Origin of the sequence: Eubacterium limosum, assembly GCF_000807675.2 — a bacterium.
Classification (GTDB): domain Bacteria; phylum Bacillota; class Clostridia; order Eubacteriales; family Eubacteriaceae; genus Eubacterium; species Eubacterium limosum.
Window position 1 is genome coordinate 4,130,125 of sequence record NZ_CP019962.1, and the last position, 20,517, is coordinate 4,150,641.

At 42.2% G+C, this 20,517-nt stretch carries 20 protein-coding genes; all 20 read right to left on the reverse strand.

Annotated features, from left to right (window positions below):
- Nucleotides 1–4: 4 nt before the first annotated feature.
- On the reverse strand, nucleotides 5–1,420 hold the full coding sequence (locus B2M23_RS19460; RefSeq protein ID WP_038351372.1) for an oligosaccharide flippase family protein: 1,416 nt from the start codon (nucleotides 1,418–1,420) through the stop codon (nucleotides 5–7).
- Nucleotides 1,421–1,552: 132 nt separating this feature from the next.
- Nucleotides 1,553–2,500, reverse strand: coding sequence for a glycosyltransferase (locus B2M23_RS19465; RefSeq protein WP_038351371.1), 948 nt, complete (start codon nucleotides 2,498–2,500; stop codon nucleotides 1,553–1,555).
- A gap of 18 nt (nucleotides 2,501–2,518) precedes the next feature.
- Nucleotides 2,519–3,571, reverse strand: a complete 1,053-nt coding sequence (locus B2M23_RS19470) for a polysaccharide pyruvyl transferase family protein (RefSeq protein WP_038351370.1) — start codon at nucleotides 3,569–3,571, stop codon at nucleotides 2,519–2,521.
- Nucleotides 3,552–4,850 carry an O-antigen polymerase gene (locus B2M23_RS19475; RefSeq protein WP_038351369.1) on the reverse strand — a complete coding sequence of 433 codons (1,299 nt, stop codon included), beginning with the start codon at nucleotides 4,848–4,850 and terminating at the stop codon, nucleotides 3,552–3,554. Before B2M23_RS19475 ends, B2M23_RS19470 begins: the two co-directional genes overlap by 20 nt.
- Nucleotides 4,851–4,860: 10 nt before the next feature.
- Nucleotides 4,861–5,994 carry a glycosyltransferase gene (locus B2M23_RS19480; protein ID WP_038351368.1) on the reverse strand — a complete coding sequence of 378 codons (1,134 nt, stop codon included), beginning with the start codon at nucleotides 5,992–5,994 and terminating at the stop codon, nucleotides 4,861–4,863.
- On the reverse strand, nucleotides 5,966–6,973 hold the full coding sequence (locus B2M23_RS19485) for a glycosyltransferase family 2 protein (RefSeq protein ID WP_052237120.1): 1,008 nt from the start codon (nucleotides 6,971–6,973) through the stop codon (nucleotides 5,966–5,968). The genes B2M23_RS19480 and B2M23_RS19485 overlap by 29 nt, the downstream gene beginning before the upstream one ends.
- Before the next feature lie 4 nt (nucleotides 6,974–6,977).
- Complete coding sequence (locus tag B2M23_RS19490; RefSeq protein WP_038351367.1) at nucleotides 6,978–7,799, reverse strand: glycosyltransferase; 822 nt, start codon at nucleotides 7,797–7,799, stop codon at nucleotides 6,978–6,980.
- Nucleotides 7,800–8,471 (reverse strand): sugar transferase, encoded by a 672-nt coding sequence (locus tag B2M23_RS19495; RefSeq protein ID WP_038351366.1) that lies wholly within the window; start codon nucleotides 8,469–8,471, stop codon nucleotides 7,800–7,802.
- A gap of 23 nt (nucleotides 8,472–8,494) precedes the next feature.
- Nucleotides 8,495–9,631: a DegT/DnrJ/EryC1/StrS family aminotransferase gene (locus B2M23_RS19500; RefSeq protein WP_038351365.1), complete on the reverse strand. Its 1,137-nt coding sequence runs from the start codon at nucleotides 9,629–9,631 to the stop codon at nucleotides 8,495–8,497.
- Between the two features lie 271 nt (nucleotides 9,632–9,902).
- Nucleotides 9,903–11,027: a GTPase family protein gene (locus B2M23_RS19505; RefSeq protein WP_038351364.1), complete on the reverse strand. Its 1,125-nt coding sequence runs from the start codon at nucleotides 11,025–11,027 to the stop codon at nucleotides 9,903–9,905.
- Nucleotides 11,011–12,153 (reverse strand): YcjF family protein, encoded by a 1,143-nt coding sequence (locus B2M23_RS19510; protein WP_052237119.1) that lies wholly within the window; start codon nucleotides 12,151–12,153, stop codon nucleotides 11,011–11,013. Before B2M23_RS19510 ends, B2M23_RS19505 begins: the two co-directional genes overlap by 17 nt.
- A gap of 150 nt (nucleotides 12,154–12,303) precedes the next feature.
- On the reverse strand, nucleotides 12,304–13,272 hold the full coding sequence (locus tag B2M23_RS19515) for a serine O-acetyltransferase (protein WP_154557721.1): 969 nt from the start codon (nucleotides 13,270–13,272) through the stop codon (nucleotides 12,304–12,306).
- Between the two features lie 92 nt (nucleotides 13,273–13,364).
- Nucleotides 13,365–14,132 (reverse strand): ABC transporter ATP-binding protein, encoded by a 768-nt coding sequence (locus tag B2M23_RS19520; protein ID WP_038351362.1) that lies wholly within the window; start codon nucleotides 14,130–14,132, stop codon nucleotides 13,365–13,367.
- Nucleotides 14,110–14,958 carry an ABC transporter ATP-binding protein gene (locus B2M23_RS19525; RefSeq protein ID WP_038351361.1) on the reverse strand — a complete coding sequence of 283 codons (849 nt, stop codon included), beginning with the start codon at nucleotides 14,956–14,958 and terminating at the stop codon, nucleotides 14,110–14,112. Before B2M23_RS19525 ends, B2M23_RS19520 begins: the two co-directional genes overlap by 23 nt.
- Entirely contained in the window at nucleotides 14,955–15,839 is an 885-nt protein-coding gene (gene opp1C / locus B2M23_RS19530; protein WP_038351360.1) for a nickel/cobalt ABC transporter permease, read from the reverse strand. The genes B2M23_RS19525 and opp1C overlap by 4 nt, the downstream gene beginning before the upstream one ends.
- Before the next feature lies 1 nt (nucleotide 15,840).
- The gene (gene opp1B / locus B2M23_RS19535) at nucleotides 15,841–16,770 is read right to left on the reverse strand and encodes a nickel/cobalt ABC transporter permease (RefSeq protein WP_038351359.1); all 930 of its coding nucleotides are present in this window, start codon (nucleotides 16,768–16,770) and stop codon (nucleotides 15,841–15,843) included.
- 172 nt (nucleotides 16,771–16,942) lie between these two features.
- Nucleotides 16,943–18,547 (reverse strand): nickel ABC transporter substrate-binding protein, encoded by a 1,605-nt coding sequence (gene nikA / locus B2M23_RS19540; protein ID WP_038351358.1) that lies wholly within the window; start codon nucleotides 18,545–18,547, stop codon nucleotides 16,943–16,945.
- Between the two features lie 109 nt (nucleotides 18,548–18,656).
- Nucleotides 18,657–19,415, reverse strand: coding sequence for a class I SAM-dependent methyltransferase (locus tag B2M23_RS19545; protein WP_038351755.1), 759 nt, complete (start codon nucleotides 19,413–19,415; stop codon nucleotides 18,657–18,659).
- A 198-nt stretch (nucleotides 19,416–19,613) separates the two neighbouring features.
- Nucleotides 19,614–20,114 (reverse strand): HD domain-containing protein, encoded by a 501-nt coding sequence (locus B2M23_RS19550; protein WP_052237118.1) that lies wholly within the window; start codon nucleotides 20,112–20,114, stop codon nucleotides 19,614–19,616.
- Nucleotides 20,115–20,214: 100 nt separating this feature from the next.
- Complete coding sequence (locus B2M23_RS19555) at nucleotides 20,215–20,514, reverse strand: helix-turn-helix domain-containing protein (RefSeq protein ID WP_013380888.1); 300 nt, start codon at nucleotides 20,512–20,514, stop codon at nucleotides 20,215–20,217.
- Nucleotides 20,515–20,517 lie beyond the last annotated feature (3 nt).

Genomic DNA, 20,517 nt, shown 5'->3' on the forward strand with positions numbered 1-20,517 from the left:
AAACCTACCCTTTCTTTTTAAACCCCTTTAATAACTTCAGCACATCATTTCCATATCCGATTACAATCAGGCCCATTGCAAACAGGATTAGAATGACCAATGGCCAGTAAAGCTTAAAAAATAAACTCAGAGTAATACAACCCATTAAAACGGATAATAAACCAAATTTTTTACTTAACTTCAAAAGCTTCATCCTTGACGTGACGATCACCACTATCAATACTGAAACCGCATAGCCTGTAAGCGTAGAAAGGGAACAGCCCACAATTCCATAGGCTTTAATCATAAAAAAGTTCATAATAATGTTAACGAGCACCCCAACTGATAAACATATTGGAGACCAATAACTTTTTCTAATCACTAAAAACTGGTTGCCAGCGGTTTGAAACAACATTAACAACAAAGGCGATAAAAATAAGTATGGGAACACTTCAGCTCCTTTAGTATAATCACCTGCGAATAACAGATTGAAAATCCACTGATTAAAGGGTAACAAGACTATAAAGGCCAAAAACGAGATCACCCCTAAGTACTCAAAAATTTTAGAAATCAATCCAACTTGGTCATCATCCCGCATGGTCGAAAATGCAAAGTACTGCCATCCCCCCGCAAAGGCCTGGTAAATAAACTGGCTGATGGAAGCCACCCGAGCGCCAATGGAATAGATCCCGACCTGTGCTACATCCAGCATGTGGGTGATCATAATTTTGTCTGTAGAGTTAAAGGCCCAATAGATAATGAAAACCGGTAGAAGCGGCAAACCGATTTTTAACAGCGTTCTGGCAATTTCTTTATCATATAGCTTAAAATGAAATTCTCTTCGATTAAATCCCCAAAAGAAAAGAAGTATTCCTAAACTAGCGATTAAATTTCCATAAATAAGACCTTGATAGCCAAATCCAATGTATACCAATAAAACGGCAATGCCATAATAGGCGATGGAATTGGATAGGCCCGAAACCACGTAAATAGTACGACGATTTTGCATACGTGTGGGCGCAGAGATAATGTTTCGGTTAGCTGCCAGAAAAACCCCGATAGCCGCACACACAATGATAAAAGTACTGTCGGTATCACCGATAAAGATTTGTGAAAAGGCCTTGTTGAACAAGATTAAAACAACCATGACCACAAAAGAGGATAACAAGACAATTTGCATCCCGGTTGATGTAACCTTCATTTTGTATTGCATCTCGTCTTTTTCAAAGTATTCACGGAACATAGCGTCGTAGACACCCAATATGGCAAAGGATGAACCAAAATTGATGATCATGTTGAAAAGATCGAAGCGTCCAAACTCGCTGGTGTCAGGAAGCAAACGGGTTACGATAGGCAACATTAATAAAGGAACGATTTTATTTAAAATATTAATAAAACCATAAGCTAAAAAATTTTCTATAAACAATCTAAAACGTCCCATTATATCCTCATACTTTTTATTTTTTTCAAATTACTCTCAAGAATTATTTATAAACTTCTATTAGTAAAACTGTATACAGCAATAGTCTAATTTTTTATATCTTACCATTTTGGATAATATTATCTTTAATAATTAATTTATCGTAAAAAATATAATAAATTTTCTTTTGACTCTGCAAAAAAGTCGTTTGAAAATATGCTTTAAAAAAATATCAAAATTCAAAGCTATATATTTATACTTTTTTGTTGTAGAATAATTTTCAAAAAGAAAATTAATAGTATATGTATATAATATTTTTCTTTTATCAGATTTTTTAAATATTGACATATACGGAAAAATTTCTTTTTCTACTTTAAGTTTCTGATCTCGTTTTAATACTTCATTAGGAGCACTGGTTACTGTAGTAGAAATTCCAGATCCTATTCTGTATTTAACGGTAACACAATCATAAAACGCTATAGGACAACCTTCACGTAACAAACGACACCACATGGGTGAATCTTCAGCTAAACGATAAGCTTCATCGAAAAAGCCATATTGTTCAAAACATTTTTTTGTGAAAAAAAATCCTGGTGCTGGTGGCTTTGTTCCGTAAATACAATGTAGCCTAAATCGTTCATTATTATTGATCTCTTTTAAAAAATTAAATTCTTTAAATGTAAATTCAGCTAATTTGGATGGCATGGGACACATATTAATGTCGCATTCTTGAATTCTCGTTACTAAAAAAGCAAATGGTTCTTTTTTAAAATGAGATACAATATTTTCAATAGTATGTGTACTGAAAAAAAGGTCGTCTGTTGCAATAAATTTTATTATTTCACCTGTTGCAACACTTAATGCACTATTAATATTTTTGACAGTTCCTTGATTAATTTCACTATGTAAAATTTTAAAATTAAAATTTTTACTGTTATTATTATTTATATAGTTATATATTTCTTTTTGATCAAATTCTTCACTTCCATCATCAGCAATAATAATTTCTATGTTGCTGTAAGTTTGAGAGAAAATAGAGTCAAGTAACTCAAAAATATACTTTAGGTTATTATAGGAAGATATTATTATACTAACTCGCATTCTTATCCTTTCCGTTATCTAATCTAGGACTTCATTTAACTTTTTAAAAATAGTTTTGTTGATATGATTAAAATTTATTTCATTTTCATTCAGCAACCATTCCTGTTTAAAAGTATCAATTTTATCAGAAATAGAAAATGGTATTACTTTGCAATTTGCCAAAACACCAAAAATCATTGGGTGCATTCTTCCAGTAATAACTTTTTCTGACTCCCCTAAAATATTTAACAAACTAGTAAGTGTATCACTATTCAATATTTTCACCTTGTTATCAATATGCATTTTTAAATAGTTTATAAAATTGTAAGTTTCTATCTTATCTTCATATGTACTGTAAGCAAGTTTTATAAACGTATCTCTATCTATATGTTGGTTTATTATTTCAATCCAACGATCATAGTACTCTTTTATATTTATTTTATGTCTAAAGTGGCTTTTATATGTTGTATAACTATAAATCATAACTACAACGTCCTTTTTTTTACTATTTTTATTTTGGACAACATAATTATAAAGAGAAAAAGCCACATCTGGAACATAAGAACATTCTATTTCAAACTCCTTTTTTAAAAAATTTTGAGATGCTTTATCCCTTACAGTAATATTCTCACATTTTTTAAAAGCTTTTATGTAAGTCTTTTTTTCATGTGTTGACAGATTTTGATCGCATCCAATACCAAACAAAACTATCTTACTATTTATTTTACTTGCATAATCAGTCCAGAATTGCATTGCGTAAGGAAAATAACAGTTTGATTTTACCAACTGCCCTCCCCCGATAATAATAAAGTCAAAATTATTATCCATCTTGCTTAGTATTTTTTTTATGTCACGTTCTTTTCTAACTTTCCATTTTAACGACACGGGTAATGATTTTTTTAATTTTAACAAGATTTTATTTCCAGATACATCTTTTTTATTTGAGAATTCTAAACTCTGTTCTACAAATTGAGTAAAACCACAAAATTCAACTTGATGATCTAACTTTTTTAACATAACCATTAGCATGTATTTTATTGCTTTATCACCCAAATTATCCGAATAACCTTGATTAATTAATAAAATTTTCATTGGTGAAGCACTCCCTTTTACTTATATCTTTAATATTTTCAGCAGTAATAGTAAAATAAAGTATAAGAAGTATACTAATTGCATTCCCACATCCTATTAAAAAATCTCCCTTAATATTCGAAATAAAATAATATATTCCTATTAAAAAAATAACTTTTTTAAAATATTTATCATTTGCTACTGTAATTGACATTCTCTTAAATATATATAAATACATATATACTATCAATAAAGTTCCAACTATTCCAAAAAAATAGATTTGTCTAAAAAAGCCTATATCTGTGTGTTTATAATATAAAATACCTTCTCCTTTATATCTTCCATCTCCTATTAAAAAAGATTTGGGACTAATATTAGAAAAGTTTTCTACCATTTTAATTAAGTTTTTTGATGTTCCAATTGAAAAGCTGCCTGTTTCCTCATATGAATAAATCATCTCAAAAGCATACACACTTATGTTGTGACTTATTTTTAAAACTTTATCTTTTCCTAAAAAAGAAAAAGCTATTATGATACTCAAAATTACAATTAGACCTCCATGAGTTATTATTCTTAAAATTTTGTTTTTTTCTTTTTTTCTATCATTCGAAATGTAACTAACAGATAAAAATATAGAAAATAATACTCCTATAAATCCTGTTCTCCCTGTAACACAAACTGAAATAAATATAGCAATATAAGCGGTAATATAAAAGTAAATTTGCTTTCTCGAAAGTTTGTTACTTATCATTTTGTAAATAATAAATATTAAAGCAAATGATTGTATTACTCCTAAATCATAAGTAACCGAAGAAGCCATACCTAACCCTCTTATTCCGTTGTATCTTTTGAGCAAAGATTCTCTTTCAATTGATGTAATTGAAAAACATATTTCTCTGAATCCAGAAAATAGAAGCATTAACAAGATGAATAGCGCTTGAACAAAGGCGAGTATTATAAATAATCTTATAATATAGTTTTTATTTAATTTATTTGTTCTTTTTAAAAGTTGAACAAATAGAAAAGCTCCTAAAAAATGATTCACTATAAAAAGGATAAGTGCATATAAAATGCTCATATCTTTGGATTCATTAATGATCATAATAAAAATCGAGTACAAAATTAATATAATCAAAAAAGCAACTATTTTGAACCATTCTTTTTTATAATATACAATTCTATGGAATATTGTATATAGTAGTAAAATTATAACTACAATCTTCGAACTACTTATTGGAATTCCAACAAAAGGTATGTTGTAAACAAATAAAAATGCTAAAATATGTATGAGTATATCCAAATCAACTCTCCTAGTTAGCTATATTAATAAAAAATTTTTCTAATTCTTTTATTGTTGTTTCTATATCAAAACCTGATTTAATAGCATACTTGTAGTAATAATTTCTTTTTTTATTTATGCTAATTTTCAAAATCTCTTTTGCCCAATTTTCGGGTCCTTCTTTTAAAGATTTTGAATAAATAATATCCGTTATATAGAGTTCTTTTGGAAGATTACTCGTTATTAAACATGGTAAACCTGAAGCCTGTGCTTCTATAACGGCAATTCCAAGCCCCTCAAACTTTGAAGGAAAAACAAAAAAATCCATCGTATTTAAATATTCATTAACATTTTCTTTTTCGCCCAAAAGTTTTACTTTTGGCTCCAAGCCTAATTGTTTGATTTTATGCTTAATTTTAATTTCGAGGTCACCATTTCCAATGATCAAAAGGGTAGAATTGGGCTTATATTCTAAAATCTTTAAAAATATTTTAATTAAAAAATCATGATTTTTTATCGCGGTAATTCTTCCTACATTCCCAACAACAAAATCTTTATCATTTAAATTTAATTCTCTTCGTATTTTTTTCCTTCTTTCTTCTGAATATCTAAACTTATCAACGAAAATCCCATTCTTTATTATATGAAAATGATTATTGTAAATGATTTTTTTTCCAAATAAATACATGCCCGCATTTTTACTACAAGCAAAATAATAATCCGAAACTTTTAAAAGCTTTTTTTGGTTAACTCTACTTAAAAAATTAATTATTATTTCACAAATAAAGTTTTTAGCTTCAGATTTTGACGCATGTGCATGTGTAATTACCTTTGCAGTAGTATACTTATGTGCCAGTTTATGGGCAAATATGCTACTAGCAGAACAGGTTTGTAACCATATAAAATTGTACTTGTTACTATTTCTAATAAAAAAGGATTTAATGTATTTTTTACATTTAAAATAATTTTCTCTTGGTTTATTTGTATGATATATCTCACTTCCCTCAGATATTAATAGTTTTTCATTATAACATTCATTATTATAAACCAAAAAATCTATTTGTATTTTTGTTTTGTCTATGCCTTTGAAAACATTAAAAATAAAGTTTTCAATTCCGCCGTTCACATTGCCATAGTCAACTACTAAAATTTTTATTTTTTTCATATTTATTTAAATTACAATATCCTTTTGCTAATAAAACCAATACATTATATAGATGCAACATATAAAATGGATATAAGAATTTATTTGCTTTATTAAGGCTCCTCCAATCTACTGAAACTTTACAATTCTTTTCTAAATCTTTTACTTTTTCTCTCAATTTTTCTTTGGTTTCTTCAAAAGTGTTTATTGATGCAAGTCTATACAAAGAAGCTGTTAGTGCTGTTACTGAAAAGCTTTGTATTGTTTTTTGATATTCTTCGAACAATAAATTTTCAATAAGGTAGTTCTTCATTCTTAAATATACTGGTCCCCAAGGATCATCATTTCCTTTTTTAGACTGACTACTTGGATAATTAACATAATGATAATATTCACTATTTAAAAAACTTATTTTTCTTGCATTCCTTAAACATTCAAAACTAAATATAGCTTCTTCTCCAACCTCATCGTCCGAATAGAAAATTTTATTATTAATTATTATGCTTCTTCTTGTTACTTTTCTCCAACCGCCCCAAGGAATTTTGCCAGTCATTTGACATCTAATCAATAATTTCTTTGAATAATTTGCAAATTTTGATATTTTCTCTTTGCAAATTATTTTTCCATCTATTTTTTCCTGGACTGCGTCTATAAATATAACATCAGAATTTTCAAGTTTGATGATGTTATCTAATGCTTCAAAATAACCTTCATCAATATAATCATCTGAATCAATAAATATAATATATTCTCCGCTTGCTCTTTCTATCCCGGCATTTCTAGCTAATCCTGGACCTCTATTATTTTGTTCCTTAAGAATAAGCTTCTCGCTAGTTTTTAAAAAATTGTTTAAAATTTTTCCCGTTTTGTCTGTTGATCCGTCATTTACTAAAATAACTTCATAGTCTGTATAATTTTGTAATAGAACACTTTTAACGCATCGTTCAATTGTCTTTTCCGCATTAAACACTGGTATAACTATTGAAAATCTCACACTCATTTTTTTACTTTCTCAAAAATTTTTTATAGATAATCTTTTGAACTTTTATTGGAAAAAGCGCTATAGCTAACTGCCCGATAACAACAATACAATAATCCCAAAAACTAGCATATCCGATTTTCCAAAATTTTTTAATTACATTCATATAGCTCTTACTATTTTCCCAACTTTTTCGCCTTTTTGTTAGACTATCATTTGAACGAAAGAGTAATAACGATTCATCAATATTCTGTGCAACACAACCTCCATACAACATCCTCCCAAAAAGATCGACGTCTTGATTTCTTCTTAAATCACTATATCCGTTAAACTGGAATACTATACTTTTTTTATACATAACCGTTGGATGATTAAATGCGCTTCTTCTTTTAGAAAAATTATAAATATCACTTTGTTTAGATGGCACTTTTCTGGTTGATATAACCCTCTCTGGATTATCAAAAAATTCATCAACATTTGTTCCTACTAAGCTAAGATTGGTATTACTATTAAACAACTCAAGCTGTTTTTCGCACCTTTCAGGTTTTGATATATCATCTGTGTCCATTCTTGCTACTAATTCATTTTTACAAGAATCAAGTCCAAGATTCAAAGCTTTTCCCAATCCGATATTTTCTTTGCTGATAACAATTTTAAAAAGATTTGGGTATCTACTAATATACCTATCAAGAACGATCTCTAATTCAGTAGTAAGTGGGCCATCTTTAACAATAACTATTTCATCCGGTTTAATGGTTTGATTAATCATACTGTTAATACTCTGTTTTAAATAACAAGGTTTTTCTTCCATATAAAGTGATAATAACACACTATATTTTTTTACCATTTATAACCTTTCCGCCTTTTTCGTAAGCATATTATATTGATTTAATGAAATCATTTTTTGTTTTAAGAGATAATCACCTAAATCTTCTGCTGTATCCATTCCCTTTGCATTTATTCCCTCTCGGACAAATACTTTTGTAATTGTTTTGACTATAATTTTATAATCTTTTAAAAAAGATATATTCTTAAGATACTCTAAATCATATTTAAACTTATCTTCCCATGTCACATCATTACGACCATTAATTTGAGCCCAGCCGGTTAATCCTGGTAAAACGGTTTGTCTCTTTCTTTGCTCTGGAGTCATGAATACAAGGTCTTTTATAAGTTGCGGCCGCGGCCCTACAATACTCATATCGCCCTTAAAAATATTAAACAGCTCGGGCAATTCATCCAAACTCGTACTCCTGAGCATCTTTCCAAACTTGGTCAGTCTAATACTATCCGGTAGCAACTCGCCTTTTTCATCCCGTTCATCGGTCATGGTTCTAAATTTGTACATCGTAAAAATCTTTTCATCCTTGCCGGGCCGCTTCTGTTTAAAAATGACCGGGCTTCCCAGCTTCTGTTTAACCAGAATGGCGGTAACACCCATCACGGGCGACAGCACGATGATGGATGCGCAGGACAGGGTGATGTCGAGTATACGTTTGACGTATTTCTGATAGATCATTTTGAACCTCTGTATTTGGCTTTTTAAAACAATGCTTTAATCATGTTGATAATGCGCTGTTGGTCTGCCACAGTCATTTTGGTATCGCTCGGCAGGCAGACGCCCCGGTTAAAGATATCTTCTGCGATGCTCTGTTCATTCTTTTGGTTACAATGGCTAAAAAAATCATAGGCTTTAAAATAAGGCTGCAGATGCATGGGCTTCCAAATGGGGCGGGATTCGATATTTTCTTTTTCCAAGGCCTGCATAATATCTAATGGTTTTATCTTACTACCCTGTTTTAAGGTCATGCAGCTTAACCAGCAATTGGGTTTGCCTTTATCGGAAACAGGCATCATTTCAATATCGTCGATTTCTTTAAATGCTTCTTGATAGGTCTCAAAGATTTGCTTTTTCTTTGTGACTCTTTCATCAAGGACTTTTAGCTGTCCTCTTCCGATACCGGCAACAATGTTGCTCATGCGGTAGTTGTAGCCCAGCTCTTTATGCTCATAGTGGCGTTCATTCTCTCTGGACTGGGTGGACCAGAAACGGGTTTTCTGAATGAGTGCTTCATCATTGCCTAAGAGCATGCCGCCACCGGAGGTGGTGATGATCTTGTTGCCATTAAAAGATAGAACGGACAGATCACCAAAGGTACCGCATTTCTGTCCTTGATAGGTCGCGCCTAAGGCTTCAGCAGCGTCTTCTAATACTGGTGTGTGGTGGGCTTTACAGTGGACTGACAGCTTTTCATAATCGGCGGCCTGTCCGTATAAATCCACAATGATCACGGCTTTTGGATGGGGATATTTATCATAGGCTTTTTCAAGAGCTACCGGGCTCATGTTCCAGGTTTCGGGTTCGCTGTCGATAAAAACAGGCTTTGCGCCCAGGTAGATAATGGGGTTAGCGCTGGCTGAAAAGGTCAGGCTGGAACAGAAGACCACGTCTCCTTCCCCTACCCCCAGGGCTTTTAAGCCAAGATGCAGGGCGGCTGTGCCGGCGGACAGAGCGGCGCCTGTCTTAACGCCTACATAGGCTGCCATTTCTTTTTCAAACTGGTTGACATTTTTACCAAGGGGAGCGATCCAGTTGGTGTCAAAGGCTTCCTGTATGTATTTCATTTCCTCGCCGCCCATGTGGGGCGAGGCGAGATATATCTTTTCGGGCTTATCCATTTTTCTTTCCTTTTATATTTTATATTAAAACTCATCTAAATCTAACATCTAAAAAAATCAGAGCCCTCTCGCTCTTCTTTTTCTTACAAAACATCGACTTTTTCAATATCGAAACCTATTATAACATTTGCTCCTATGAATTGCACGTAAAATTTTGAAATAATTAAAAAAATTTATTTAAATTCGATTTATAATGGTTATTTTCTAATAATTTGGGTATGACACCCTTCTCTGACGACCGTACGAAACGTACGGTCGTCATTCAGACTCTCTATTCTGGGCTCTGCACAATTTGATGATACTCGCGCAGTTCGGTTTTCATTTTACCGGCATATTCTCCCAGCATCTGGTACAGCTGTTCCCTGTATTTGGCCAGGCCTTTTCTGTAGAACTGGAAAAAGGCGTCGTGTTTTGCGGTTCTTTTTTCTTTTTTAAAGAGGCCTTCAAAAAACTGGCCGATATTTTCGCCTGCGGCCTGGAGGGCGTCGGTGAGGTGCAGCTTCATTCTCAGGGCTTCCAGAGGTTTTCTGGGTTTTTTAACAAAGCCGACAGGATTTTTCTCGAGGTGGTCGCAAAACTTCCAGTAATAGTGGTAGGCTTCGGAGATCAGGGTATCGTAGGACTGTTCGATATCGCTCTGCGCTTCCTCTGCGTAGGCGGTAAAGAGGCGGTTTCGTTCTTTCTCCTTGCGGGTGCTGATACCGCCGGGCTTTCTGAGGTCGGCATCAATGCGATAGCAGCAGCGGGTATACCAGGTCTCGATGATCTCTCTGCCCTCCTCCTCAAAAATATGGGGGATCTTCTGGCTGATGGCGCTCAACAGGCCGGCCTTGATCCGGCTGATAATGGCTTCCCGGCCATAGGCCTGGGTCTTTTTCCCAGTGAGCAGGGTTTTGGACTGGCTGTTGACTGGGAGGATATCTTCCTCGGGCACATGGCCGCTCTGGGCAATGGTCTGGAGCATGGTCATGAGGTTATCCTGCCCTCCGGCCACATCGGCATGGGTCAGGGCTACGATCACCTGGTTGCCGCTCTGGCGGAGGCTCTCGATGATCTCGAGGTCGAAGTCCTCTACCCGGGCGGCTTTGGCCGAAATGCAGTAAATGATGGTATGAAACCACTCGGTGATCTCTGGCACGTCATGGGCTTTAAGGGTATCGTTTATGAGCTGCTTCCAGTCTCTGGCCTTATCGGCCTCCAGCCCCCAGGAATCGTACAGGTGCAGGGTAAAGTCGGGAGACAGGGTCACAGCCTCCTCGTAGATGCCCATGCCGGTAACGGGCCGCCCTGCTCCGGTAGCGTAGACGTTTCTGCCAAAAATATAGTTGAACAGGGAGGTCTTCCCAGAGCCTGTTTTACCGAGGATGAGCACATTGGCGTCAAGTGTCTTTTCCATTTTTATGCTCCTTCAGCCAGCTTTCCACAAAGCCGGAAAGGATAGCGCTGTCAAAGAATTCTGGATAGGACTGGGGCTTGCTGCCCTCAAACACAGCTTTTGAGTAGTTGGCGCAGCTCTGGGACAGGGCCGCACCGATGGCGGCGGTAAAGGTGGAGGCCACAACGGTGTTCACGGCAATACCGGCCGCGGTACCCACGCCGGGGATCATCTTGAGCACCCCGGCGGTCAGGCTCTGGGCCAGCATGCGCCCTGCCTGGGTCACCACCAGGCTGCCCACAAAGGAGATGAGATCCTCGGAGATTTTATCCAGCCCATAAGTTCTTAAAATATGCATGGCCATGGATACCTGTATGGGTTCTAAAAGCACCGCGTCTGAAAACGGAATGGGGATCGCGGCCACACCTGCCGCCGCGGTGGTATAAATGGGGATGATCTTTTTTGTGACCAGTGCCTGCTTTTTCTGCACATAGCCGGCCAGTGAGCCGATGAAGCCTTCCTTTAAAGAGTCGTCCAGCACAGCCTCGGCCCAGTCGACCAGGGCGTCCCACTGCACATAGGGCGCCAGCGCCTCCTGTACGGCTTTGTCCGCGTGTGCGCTGGTGGCAAAGCAGGGGGCGCCGCAGCCCTCGGAGACAGCCTTCAGCAGCTCCTGGTATTCGTCATAATCAACGCAGTCCAGCTGGGTCAGCACTACGGCGGTAGGGATATTTTTTTCCTGCAGGGTCTGCACCACAGAGAGATCCATATCGGTCACCCGTTTATTGGCAGCGGAGATACAGTACCAGGCCTCGTGGATCTGCCCGGCCAGGGCGCCCTCCCGGCGTTCCCCGATCCATTTTTCCACATTGTCCCGATAGGCGGAGATTTTTTCCTCGCCGATCTCGTAGCCCTCGGTGTCAAAAAGATTGACGCTGGTGTCCTCACTGCTGTATTCGGTAATACCTCTTGTCAGCGGTCTTCCTGTGCCGGTGGCGGCCACATTTTTGCCAAAAACCCAGTTGACCACCGAGCTTTTACCCGCTCCGGTGGCCCCGCAGATCAGGATATTGGGCTTACGGATTCCGGCCGCCACCTTTTCCAGCTCTCTCTGAAAATCAAAATTTTTTACTTTAATGTCGCTCATGGTTCCGCCTCTTTTCTGATGGTTGATCCTATAGCTTCATTATACCCTTTTATTCTTTGTTCTTCTACCACAAAAAAACGATGGATCAGCGATCCACCGTTTCAGAGTGTAAACAAATGCTATCATTTTCAATTTCCCATTGAATTTCTCTTAATTTGCCCAGTCAAAGTTTTCCTCAACCTCCTGGGGCTCGCCGCCCTCCACCTGGAGCTCTGGGTTTTTCACGCTGACCTTTGAGCCTGCCGGGACAGACTGGGTGATAAAGCAGTTCCCACCGATGATGGAATCATGCCCGATGACGGTCTCGCCGCCCAGGATGGACACATTGGAATAGATGGTCACATTGTCCTCAATGGTTGGGTGGCGCTTATGCCCGCGCAGATTCTGGCCGCCACGGGTTGAGAGGGCCCCCAGGGTAACGCCCTGGTACAGCTTGACATAATCGCCGATAATGGTGGTCTCGCCGATGACAATACCGGTGCCGTGGTCCATAAAAAAGTATTTTCCGATGGTGGCGCCCGGGTTGATGTCAATGCCGGTGCGGCTGTGGGCGTATTCGGTCATCATTCTCGGTATAATCGGCACGCCCAGCTGGTAGAGCTCATGGGCGACGCGGAAGACCATCATGGCAAACACGCCGGGATAGGAGAAAATAATCTGATCCTTATCCGCTGCCGCGGGGTCGCCGTCATAGGCGGCCTGCACGTCCTGGGCCATGTGGGTTCTTATTTTTGGGAGGGTCTTCATAAAGGCGCAACTGATCTGCGCTGCCTCGTCGGCCACGGCCTGCACCTGGTATTTTTCAGAATTTTCATACTTGCGCATGAGGCAGAGGCGGATCTGCTTGTGCAGTTTTTCCTCAATGCGCATTAAAATATCCCCGATATAGTATTGGATGGTACAGTTAAAGAGCTCCCGGCTGCCGTAATGCCTTGGGTAAAACAGCTCTCTTATATCACATAAAATGCCAATGATTTCGTTCCTGTTTGGCAGCGCTGTGGAGGTATAGGTGGTGTAGGCGTCATCCTCATGATAACTCTCCACCATTTCCTGCGTCAGCGGCGTAATACATTGATTAAATTCTCTGCTCACTGGTTCTTCCTGCTTTCCTGATTTCATACTTGTTCTATCAATTAAATATGTGATTAATATTGTACCGCTTTTGTATGAAAACGTCAATGGCTGGCCGGCTAAAATGCCCTTCTATTTCCCTATACTTCAAAGGGAATTACCGACTCCAGCAGTTTTCTGGCATAGGGGTTCTGTACCTGGGCCAGCTCGCCGCTCATGCACTCCTCAACAATGCGCCCTTTATATAGGAAGACAATTTTATTGCAAAGGTGGGCGACTGCCTGCAGGTCATGGGCCACAAACAGATAGGTCATGTTCATTTCAACACGCAGCGCGTGCAGCAGGGTCATGATCTGGGCCTGAACCGACACGTCCAGTGAGCTGATGGCCTCGTCCAGAACGATGAACCGCGGGTTCGTGGCAATGGCCCGGGCGATACACACCCGTTGGAGCTGGCCGCCGGACAGCTCGTGAGGATAGCGGTCTTTAAAGGTCGCGGGCAGCCCCACTTTTTTAAGTAAAGTGTCGATCTGATGGTCCTCTGGCCTTTTTCCAAGGGCCAGCAGCGGCTCTGCAATGGCCTCTCGCACAGTGAACTGCGCATTGACCGAGGAGGTATAGTCCTGGAAGACAACGCTCATTTTGCCCCGGTTCTGCGCAAGCCATGTCTTAACGGGCTTACCCTCGATAAAAATGCCGCCGCTGCCTTTATCGGCCTTTTCAAGCCCCAATATCAGGCGGGAGAGTGTGCTCTTGCCGCTGCCGCTCTCCCCGATCAGTCCCACGCACAGGCCCTCCTCGATGTTAAAGCTTACACCCTCCAGCACCTTGAGGCGGCCGCCGCTAAAGCCCTCGCCCACCTTTAGATAGCTCTTATGCACATCTTTAATTTCTACCAGGTTCTTCATGGCGCGCCTCCTTTTTCATGGCTTTTTTAAAGGAATCCGTGATCATGATCCGGGTGTCGATCAGATACCGGGTGTAGGCGTTCTGAGGGTTCCTAAACACTTCCTCTGCCCTTCCAGCCTCTACGCCGCAGCCCTTTTCCATGACCAGCAGATCGTCACACAGGCGTTTGACCACGCCCAGATCGTGGGAGATAAAGATAAGTGCTGTGCCGGTCTCCTGCCGCAGCAGCTCAAAGGCCTCCACCACCTGCCGCTGGTTCACAGCATCCAGGGCTGTGGTCGGCTCATCGGCAATAATAACGGCTGGCTTCATGGCCAGGGCGATGGCGATCATACAGCGCTGAAGCATACCGCCGGATAACTGGTGCGGGTACTTCCTAACCACCTGCTCCGGGTCCCGAATATTTAAGGCGGCCAGCACCTCAGGCGCCATGGCCTTCGCGGCCTTTTTATCCATTCCCAGATTCTGCACAAAGGTCTCGGCCATCTGGCTGCCCACACGCGCCAGGGGATCAAAGGCGGTCATGGCGTCCTGGAGGATCATACAGACCGCCTGTCCCCGGATGTGTCTCAGCCGGCTCTCCTCCAGCCCGATCAGCTCTGTTTCACAGCCGTTTTGCGTAAACAGGGCGGATCCGGTGGTTTTAAGCCAGGGGTTTAAAAGGTTCAGCACTGCCTTCGCAGTCATGGATTTGCCGCTGCCGCTCTCGCCCACAATGCCAAGGCAGCTGTTCTCTCTCAGCGCAAAGCTCAGCTTGTTCACAATGACCTCGCCGTCGCGCACATCGGTGACACTCAGGTCCCTTACCCGCAGCAGATTGCTCATGACACCACCGCCTTTTTGCGCGCGAAGATGGATCTGCGCTTACGCTTAAAGCCCTTATCCAGCTTTGGATTCATGGCCTCCTCAATGCCATCGCCTAAAAAGTTAAAGGCTGCCACCACCAGAAAAATGGCGATCCCCGGCGCCAGCATCTGGCCGGGGTTGGTGGTCATGACATTTTTGGCCTCGTTCAGCATCATGCCCCATTCCGCGGTGGGCGGCTGGACCCCAAGGCCCAGAAAGGAGAGGGCGGATATGTTTAAGATAATGGCCCCGGTATCCAGCGTTGCCAGTACGGCGATCTCGCCAAAGGCGCCCTTAATCAGATGCTTTCTGATAATATAACCAGTGCTGCACCCTGCCACACGGGCAAACCGGATGTCATTTTTATCCATAAAGCGGATCACAATGCCCCGGATCATGCGCACATACCAGGCCCACTTGGCAATGATGGTGGCAATGACAATGTTAAAGATGCCTGCGCCCAGAACCCCCACAATGGCCAGGATCATTACCTCGCTGGGAAAGGACAGCATCACGTCGCAGACACGCATGATCACCTCGTCCACAAGCCCTCTGAAATAGCCTGCGATCACACCCAGAACCAGCCCGATGCCAATGGTGCAGAGCATGGTGACAATGGATAAAAGGACTGTAATACGGCCGCCGTACAAGATACGCGAGAGGGTATCCCTGCCCAGCTGGTCGGTTCCGAACCAGTGTGCCAGGGACGGCCCCTGAAACTTCATGATGATATTCTGGGCAGTCGGGTCATAGGGCGCAATGATCGGCGCCAGGACTGCGGCCAGAATAACCAGCAGCAGGAACAGGGCGCTGGCCACAGCCAGCCGGTCGGCCTTAAAGCGTTTGAAAAATCCGGTCATGTTATACCTCCTGCCGCATTCGCGGGTCCATGAGCGTGGTAATCATATCCACAGCAAAATTGCTGAGGACAAAAAGCACTGCCATGATCAGCACATAGGCCTGAATCACCGGGAAGTCCCGGTTGAAAATAGCGGTCACGCAGAGCCTGCCCATGCCCGGCCAGGCAAAAATGTTCTCAATGACCACTGTGCCCGCGATCAGCTTGGGGATGGACATGCCCAGGGCGTTGAGCGCAGTGTGCAGGGAGTTCCCCAACACATGGCGGGTGATGGTGCCCTGGCTGAGGCCCCGGGCCCGCAGATAGAGCACATAATTCTCACCCTCATTTTTAATCATATTATTGCGCAGCAGCCTCGCATAGGTGGCGATATACCCAAGCGACAGGGTCACTGCCGGCATGATGACCGAGCCCGGCGCGGTCATACCGCTGGTGGGCAGCAGTCTCAGCTTAACGGCAAAGAGCCACATGAGCAGGATACCTGCCCAAAAGGCCGGCATGGCTGTGCCGATAAAGATAACCCCCCGGATCATCCGGTCACCGATGCTGTCTCTGTAAAGCGCGCAGAGCACCCCGGCCCCTACCGAGACCACCAGTATGATGATCAGGGAGACAAAGGCCAGGTACAGTGTCGGCGGCAGCGCCTTTGCGATCTCGGCGCCCACAGGCTTGTTATTCGCATAGCTGTTGCCAAAGTCACCCTGAAGGGCATTCCCCACCCAATGGAAATAGCGGGTCAAAAAAGGCTCGTCCAGGCCAAGTTTTTCCCGCATATCCGCAATATTCTGTTCCGTTGGCACCACCTCATTGACCCGAAGCGCCACCTCGGCAGGGTCACTGGGACTTAAATTAATGAGGATAAACGCAAAGAAGGAGATCCCGATAAGAATCGGGATCATCCATAAAATTCTCTTGATAATGTAGTTTTTCATTGGAAACCTTTTTTAGAATTGTAATCTTGATCCGAAGGGAAATTTTTTTAATTTTCCAAAGGAGCACAGATTCTTCAGAAATTTCTTATCCTTTCAGGATATTTCTTCATCATCTGCGTTTGCTTCGTTACCGCTCACCCGCTAACGCTCCCTGTTCGCTGCCAATTCCTTTTCAGGAATTGGACTCAGCTTCAAAGTACATCTTCTCAAAGGGAATCTCGTACTGAGAATCGTTAAAAGTGACCCCCTTCAGGCCTTTAATCCCAACAGCCTTGGTCTTGGAGTAGGAGATGGGCACATAGACGCACTGGTCATTGATGTAGGTCAGGATTTCTTTGTACATACCTGCCCGGGCGTTGTCGTCCGCCTCGATCATAATCTTAGTGATGGTATCGTCAAGCCACTGCTTCCTCTCAAGACCCGTCTGCGCCTGGTAATCGCCGTGTGCCGGGATTCTCCAGGAGGAGACATAGGACTGGGGATCGTATGGTGTTCCCCAGGACAGGGAGTACTGAAGATCAAAATCGCCGGACTTCTGGCGGTCCAGGAATGCCTGCTTTTCTTCTGCCAGGATATTCATCTTAATCCCGACAGCTGCCAGATCAGCCTGGATGGATTCTGCGATGGTTCCCTCCTGGGCATTCTGAGAATTGTAGGAAAAGGTCACCTCGCATTTTTTGCCGTCCTTCTCACGCACACCGTCTGAGCCCATGATCCAGCCCGCCTCATCCAGAAGCTTTCCGGCTTTATCAGGGTCGTAGGCATAGGTTTTTAGATCAATGTCACAGTAAGGAACTGTCTTCGCCATCAGAGTATCGGCCTGATCTTCAGAGCCATTTAAGATGCCCTCGATGATGTTCTGCTTGTTAATGGCCATCTCAAAAGCCTCACGCACCTTCAGATCACTGGTGACCGGCGCCTTGCTGTTCAGCAGAATCGCTCTCGAGGCTACCGGTTCACTGAGGTAGGTCACATATGCGCCCTCTGATTCCAGCTTTTTAAAGGAATCCAGATCAATCTGGTCGCCGTCAGCGCCGAAAAGCAGATCGACCTCGCCGTTTTGCAGGGCCAGCAGAATGGTCTGAGGATCGGGCATTACCTTCCAGTTAATCTTGGACACCTTGGCCTTGTCACCCCAGTAGTTATCGTTGCGGGTAAACGTCGCGTACTGGTTGTCCTCATGCTCTGCGAGGACCCACGGCCCGGTTCCGGCATAACCGCTGACGCCGTCCTTGGTATTCCCATCCACAAAGCATTTGGGGGAGATGAAACGGAAGGGCCGTGTCAGGCCCAGCTCGACCAGTGTCGGGTAATAGGGGTGGGCCAGCACCAGCTTGAAGGTGTTGTCGTCCACGACCACCGTATCTGCGATTTCGTTGACCATATCCAGCCAGGCATGGCGCTCCTTGTTGCTGATAATGGCGTCAAAATTCTGTTTGACCGCCTGGGCGTTAAAGGGCTCGCCGTCCGTAAAGGTCACGCCTTTTCTTAAATGAAAGGTATAGGTAAGCCCGTCATCCGAGATATCCCAGCTTTCTGCCAGGGCAGGCTTTACCTCGCCGCCTTCATTCTTTGTCAGCCCTTCAAACACCATGTTCTGGGCAGACATTTCTCCCGAGTACAGGTGTGGGTTGATGTCTCTTATATCCTTGGTGCAGGCGTAGTTGATCTCATCCTTCGCGGACACATCTGTGCCGCCTGTGCTGCCGCAGCCTGCCAGAAGGCCGGTACACATGACTGCTGTCACGAACAGCGCCGCAATTTTTTTAAGCTTCATTTTCTTCTCCTTATGGGTTTCAGTGTTTTAAACAAACACGCCTCTGCCATTTCACAGACTCTGTAAAACGGTAAAGGCGTATCCATAGTGTTTGATATTATGCGCGGCCTTATTTGGTCGCTGCGATCATGAACATGGGGGTTGAGGCATAGTTTACCTGTTCCTCGTCATTCCAGACACGGTCTCCCATATCCTGTTCGATCATGACTTTTTTAAAGCCGATGTTCAGCAGAACCGCCGCGTCCCATTGTGGGCGCATGGTACGGCTCAGCGGTAAATTTCTGGCAATCTCTTCCATGGCAGTGGTGTCTGTGCATACATAGTGGTCGTTGTAGCCCTGGGCCTGAGAGTTATTGCGGTCCTCAAAGTATTCCCGGCGCTTGTCCTCATCGTAGAGATGCAGATACCAGTTCGCGTCAAAATTTAACATTCTGCCGCCTGGCGCCAGCACGCGGTGCCACTCCTCATAGGCTTCATCTGGTCTTTCCAGGTTCCAGGTCAGGTTTCGGGTTACGATCAGATCAAAGGTGTTATCTTCAAAATCCAGCGAGTGGGCGTCCATGCGTCTGAAATCAATGGCGCTTTTATAAATGCCAGCGTTCTTTTTAGCCTTATACAGCATGGCGTCGGTGTAGTCCACAGCAGTAACATCATAGCCGCAGGAGGCCATGGTGATCGCAAAAAATCCCGGACCTGTACCGATGTCCAGCACCTTCAGTTTTCTGCCAATCACATCCGGCTTATAGCTGTTGATCAGCTCTTTCCATACATCCATTTTATAGCTGTTCAGCTCAGCCTCGTTTACTTCAGAATAGCCGTCTGCCCGGCCTTCCCAATAATTCTCGACTCTCTCTAAAATATTCTCCATTTTTAACATCCCCTTTTGATTTTTATCACGCTGCTTGTTCATTACAAAAAATAAAGCCACGAAGAACCAAAGCGGTCTGCAAACCGCAAAATAAGCCTTCATGACTTTGTATATACAGGTATTAACTTGTGAATATTTTCTCATATTTGACGGTCGTTGTCAATGGATTTTTAGATTTTTACTTTAAAAAAATTGACGCTATTTAAGCATTCTTTCCAGACGGTCCAACGCTTCCAGAAAATCAGACTCGAAGCGCGTATCTTTAAAAAAAGGAACATACCAGCGCACACTCTCGTCGTAGTACTTTTTCCGAAAGGCCTGGCTCGAATCCGCGGTTGTCCTCAGGTTGTGAATCCTGTCCGCGCACTTTACATCCTTTGCCATGGCGTTGCGGTCGATCCCGCCCAGATAGTCTGCCATGTCGTAGGGCTTGGGCTTGGTCAGCAGGATCACAGCGTCCAGCACCTCCCTGTCGCTGCGCTTTAAAATCTCATCCTGGGTGGTGTCCGTATCCTCCAGTAAGTCATGAAAAAGAGCCGTGAGTAACGTATTATCATTATAGCCCCGCTCCTGTAAATAAGCTGCCACCGCCACAGGGTGTGTAATAAAAGGGATACCACCCCAGCGCAGCTGGCCCGCGTGTTTATCTGAAGCAAAGTCCAGAGCATCCTTTAAACGTGAATCGGTAATCTGAAACATAATGCGCCTCCTTTTTAACATTATACCCTCTTTTGCATAAAATTACTATTGCCCGTAAAGCCCTTTCCAATCTAAAAGAGGCAAAGCCATCGCTTTACCCCTAATTGTTTTTATTGTTTAAATGATTGAATTCTGCGATCAGGCTGTTAATGATATGAATCTGATCGTCTGTTAAAAAGTCAAGATTAAAAACGCGCTCATCGGACAAGCCCAGAAGAAAATCGGTCGAAGTATTTAAAGTCACTGCTATTTTTCGCAGCACATCGACCGACGGATACTTTGCAGAAGTCTCATAGGCCGAAACACTCCCCTTGGTAATCCCCAGCTTATCTGCCAGCTGCTGCTGCGTATATCCTTTTTCCTGTCTGAGTTGTCTGAGCTTTGATCCGAAATATACCATTTA

Excerpts from the sequence above, each read along its gene's own strand:
- B2M23_RS19460 (WP_038351372.1), bottom strand. The coding sequence starts at position 1,420 with ATGGGACGTTTTAGATTGTTTATAGAAAATTTTTTAGCTTATGGTTTT.
- B2M23_RS19465 (WP_038351371.1), bottom strand. The coding sequence starts at position 2,500 with ATGCGAGTTAGTATAATAATATCTTCCTATAATAACCTAAAGTATATT.
- B2M23_RS19470 (WP_038351370.1), bottom strand. The coding sequence starts at position 3,571 with ATGAAAATTTTATTAATTAATCAAGGTTATTCGGATAATTTGGGTGAT.
- B2M23_RS19480 (WP_038351368.1), bottom strand. The coding sequence starts at position 5,994 with ATGAAAAAAATAAAAATTTTAGTAGTTGACTATGGCAATGTGAACGGC.
- B2M23_RS19485 (WP_052237120.1), bottom strand. The coding sequence starts at position 6,973 with ATGAGTGTGAGATTTTCAATAGTTATACCAGTGTTTAATGCGGAAAAG.
- B2M23_RS19490 (WP_038351367.1), bottom strand. The coding sequence starts at position 7,799 with ATGGTAAAAAAATATAGTGTGTTATTATCACTTTATATGGAAGAAAAA.
- B2M23_RS19495 (WP_038351366.1), bottom strand. The coding sequence starts at position 8,471 with ATGATCTATCAGAAATACGTCAAACGTATACTCGACATCACCCTGTCC.
- B2M23_RS19500 (WP_038351365.1), bottom strand. The coding sequence starts at position 9,631 with ATGGATAAGCCCGAAAAGATATATCTCGCCTCGCCCCACATGGGCGGC.
- B2M23_RS19505 (WP_038351364.1), bottom strand. The coding sequence starts at position 11,027 with ATGGAAAAGACACTTGACGCCAATGTGCTCATCCTCGGTAAAACAGGC.
- B2M23_RS19510 (WP_052237119.1), bottom strand. The coding sequence starts at position 12,153 with ATGAGCGACATTAAAGTAAAAAATTTTGATTTTCAGAGAGAGCTGGAA.
- B2M23_RS19515 (WP_154557721.1), bottom strand. The coding sequence starts at position 13,272 with ATGAAATCAGGAAAGCAGGAAGAACCAGTGAGCAGAGAATTTAATCAA.
- B2M23_RS19520 (WP_038351362.1), bottom strand. The coding sequence starts at position 14,132 with ATGAAGAACCTGGTAGAAATTAAAGATGTGCATAAGAGCTATCTAAAG.
- B2M23_RS19525 (WP_038351361.1), bottom strand. The coding sequence starts at position 14,958 with ATGAGCAATCTGCTGCGGGTAAGGGACCTGAGTGTCACCGATGTGCGC.
- opp1C (WP_038351360.1), bottom strand. The coding sequence starts at position 15,839 with ATGACCGGATTTTTCAAACGCTTTAAGGCCGACCGGCTGGCTGTGGCC.
- opp1B (WP_038351359.1), bottom strand. The coding sequence starts at position 16,770 with ATGAAAAACTACATTATCAAGAGAATTTTATGGATGATCCCGATTCTT.
- nikA (WP_038351358.1), bottom strand. The coding sequence starts at position 18,547 with ATGAAGCTTAAAAAAATTGCGGCGCTGTTCGTGACAGCAGTCATGTGT.
- B2M23_RS19545 (WP_038351755.1), bottom strand. The coding sequence starts at position 19,415 with ATGGAGAATATTTTAGAGAGAGTCGAGAATTATTGGGAAGGCCGGGCA.
- B2M23_RS19550 (WP_052237118.1), bottom strand. The coding sequence starts at position 20,114 with ATGTTTCAGATTACCGATTCACGTTTAAAGGATGCTCTGGACTTTGCT.
- B2M23_RS19555 (WP_013380888.1), bottom strand. The coding sequence starts at position 20,514 with ATGGTATATTTCGGATCAAAGCTCAGACAACTCAGACAGGAAAAAGGA.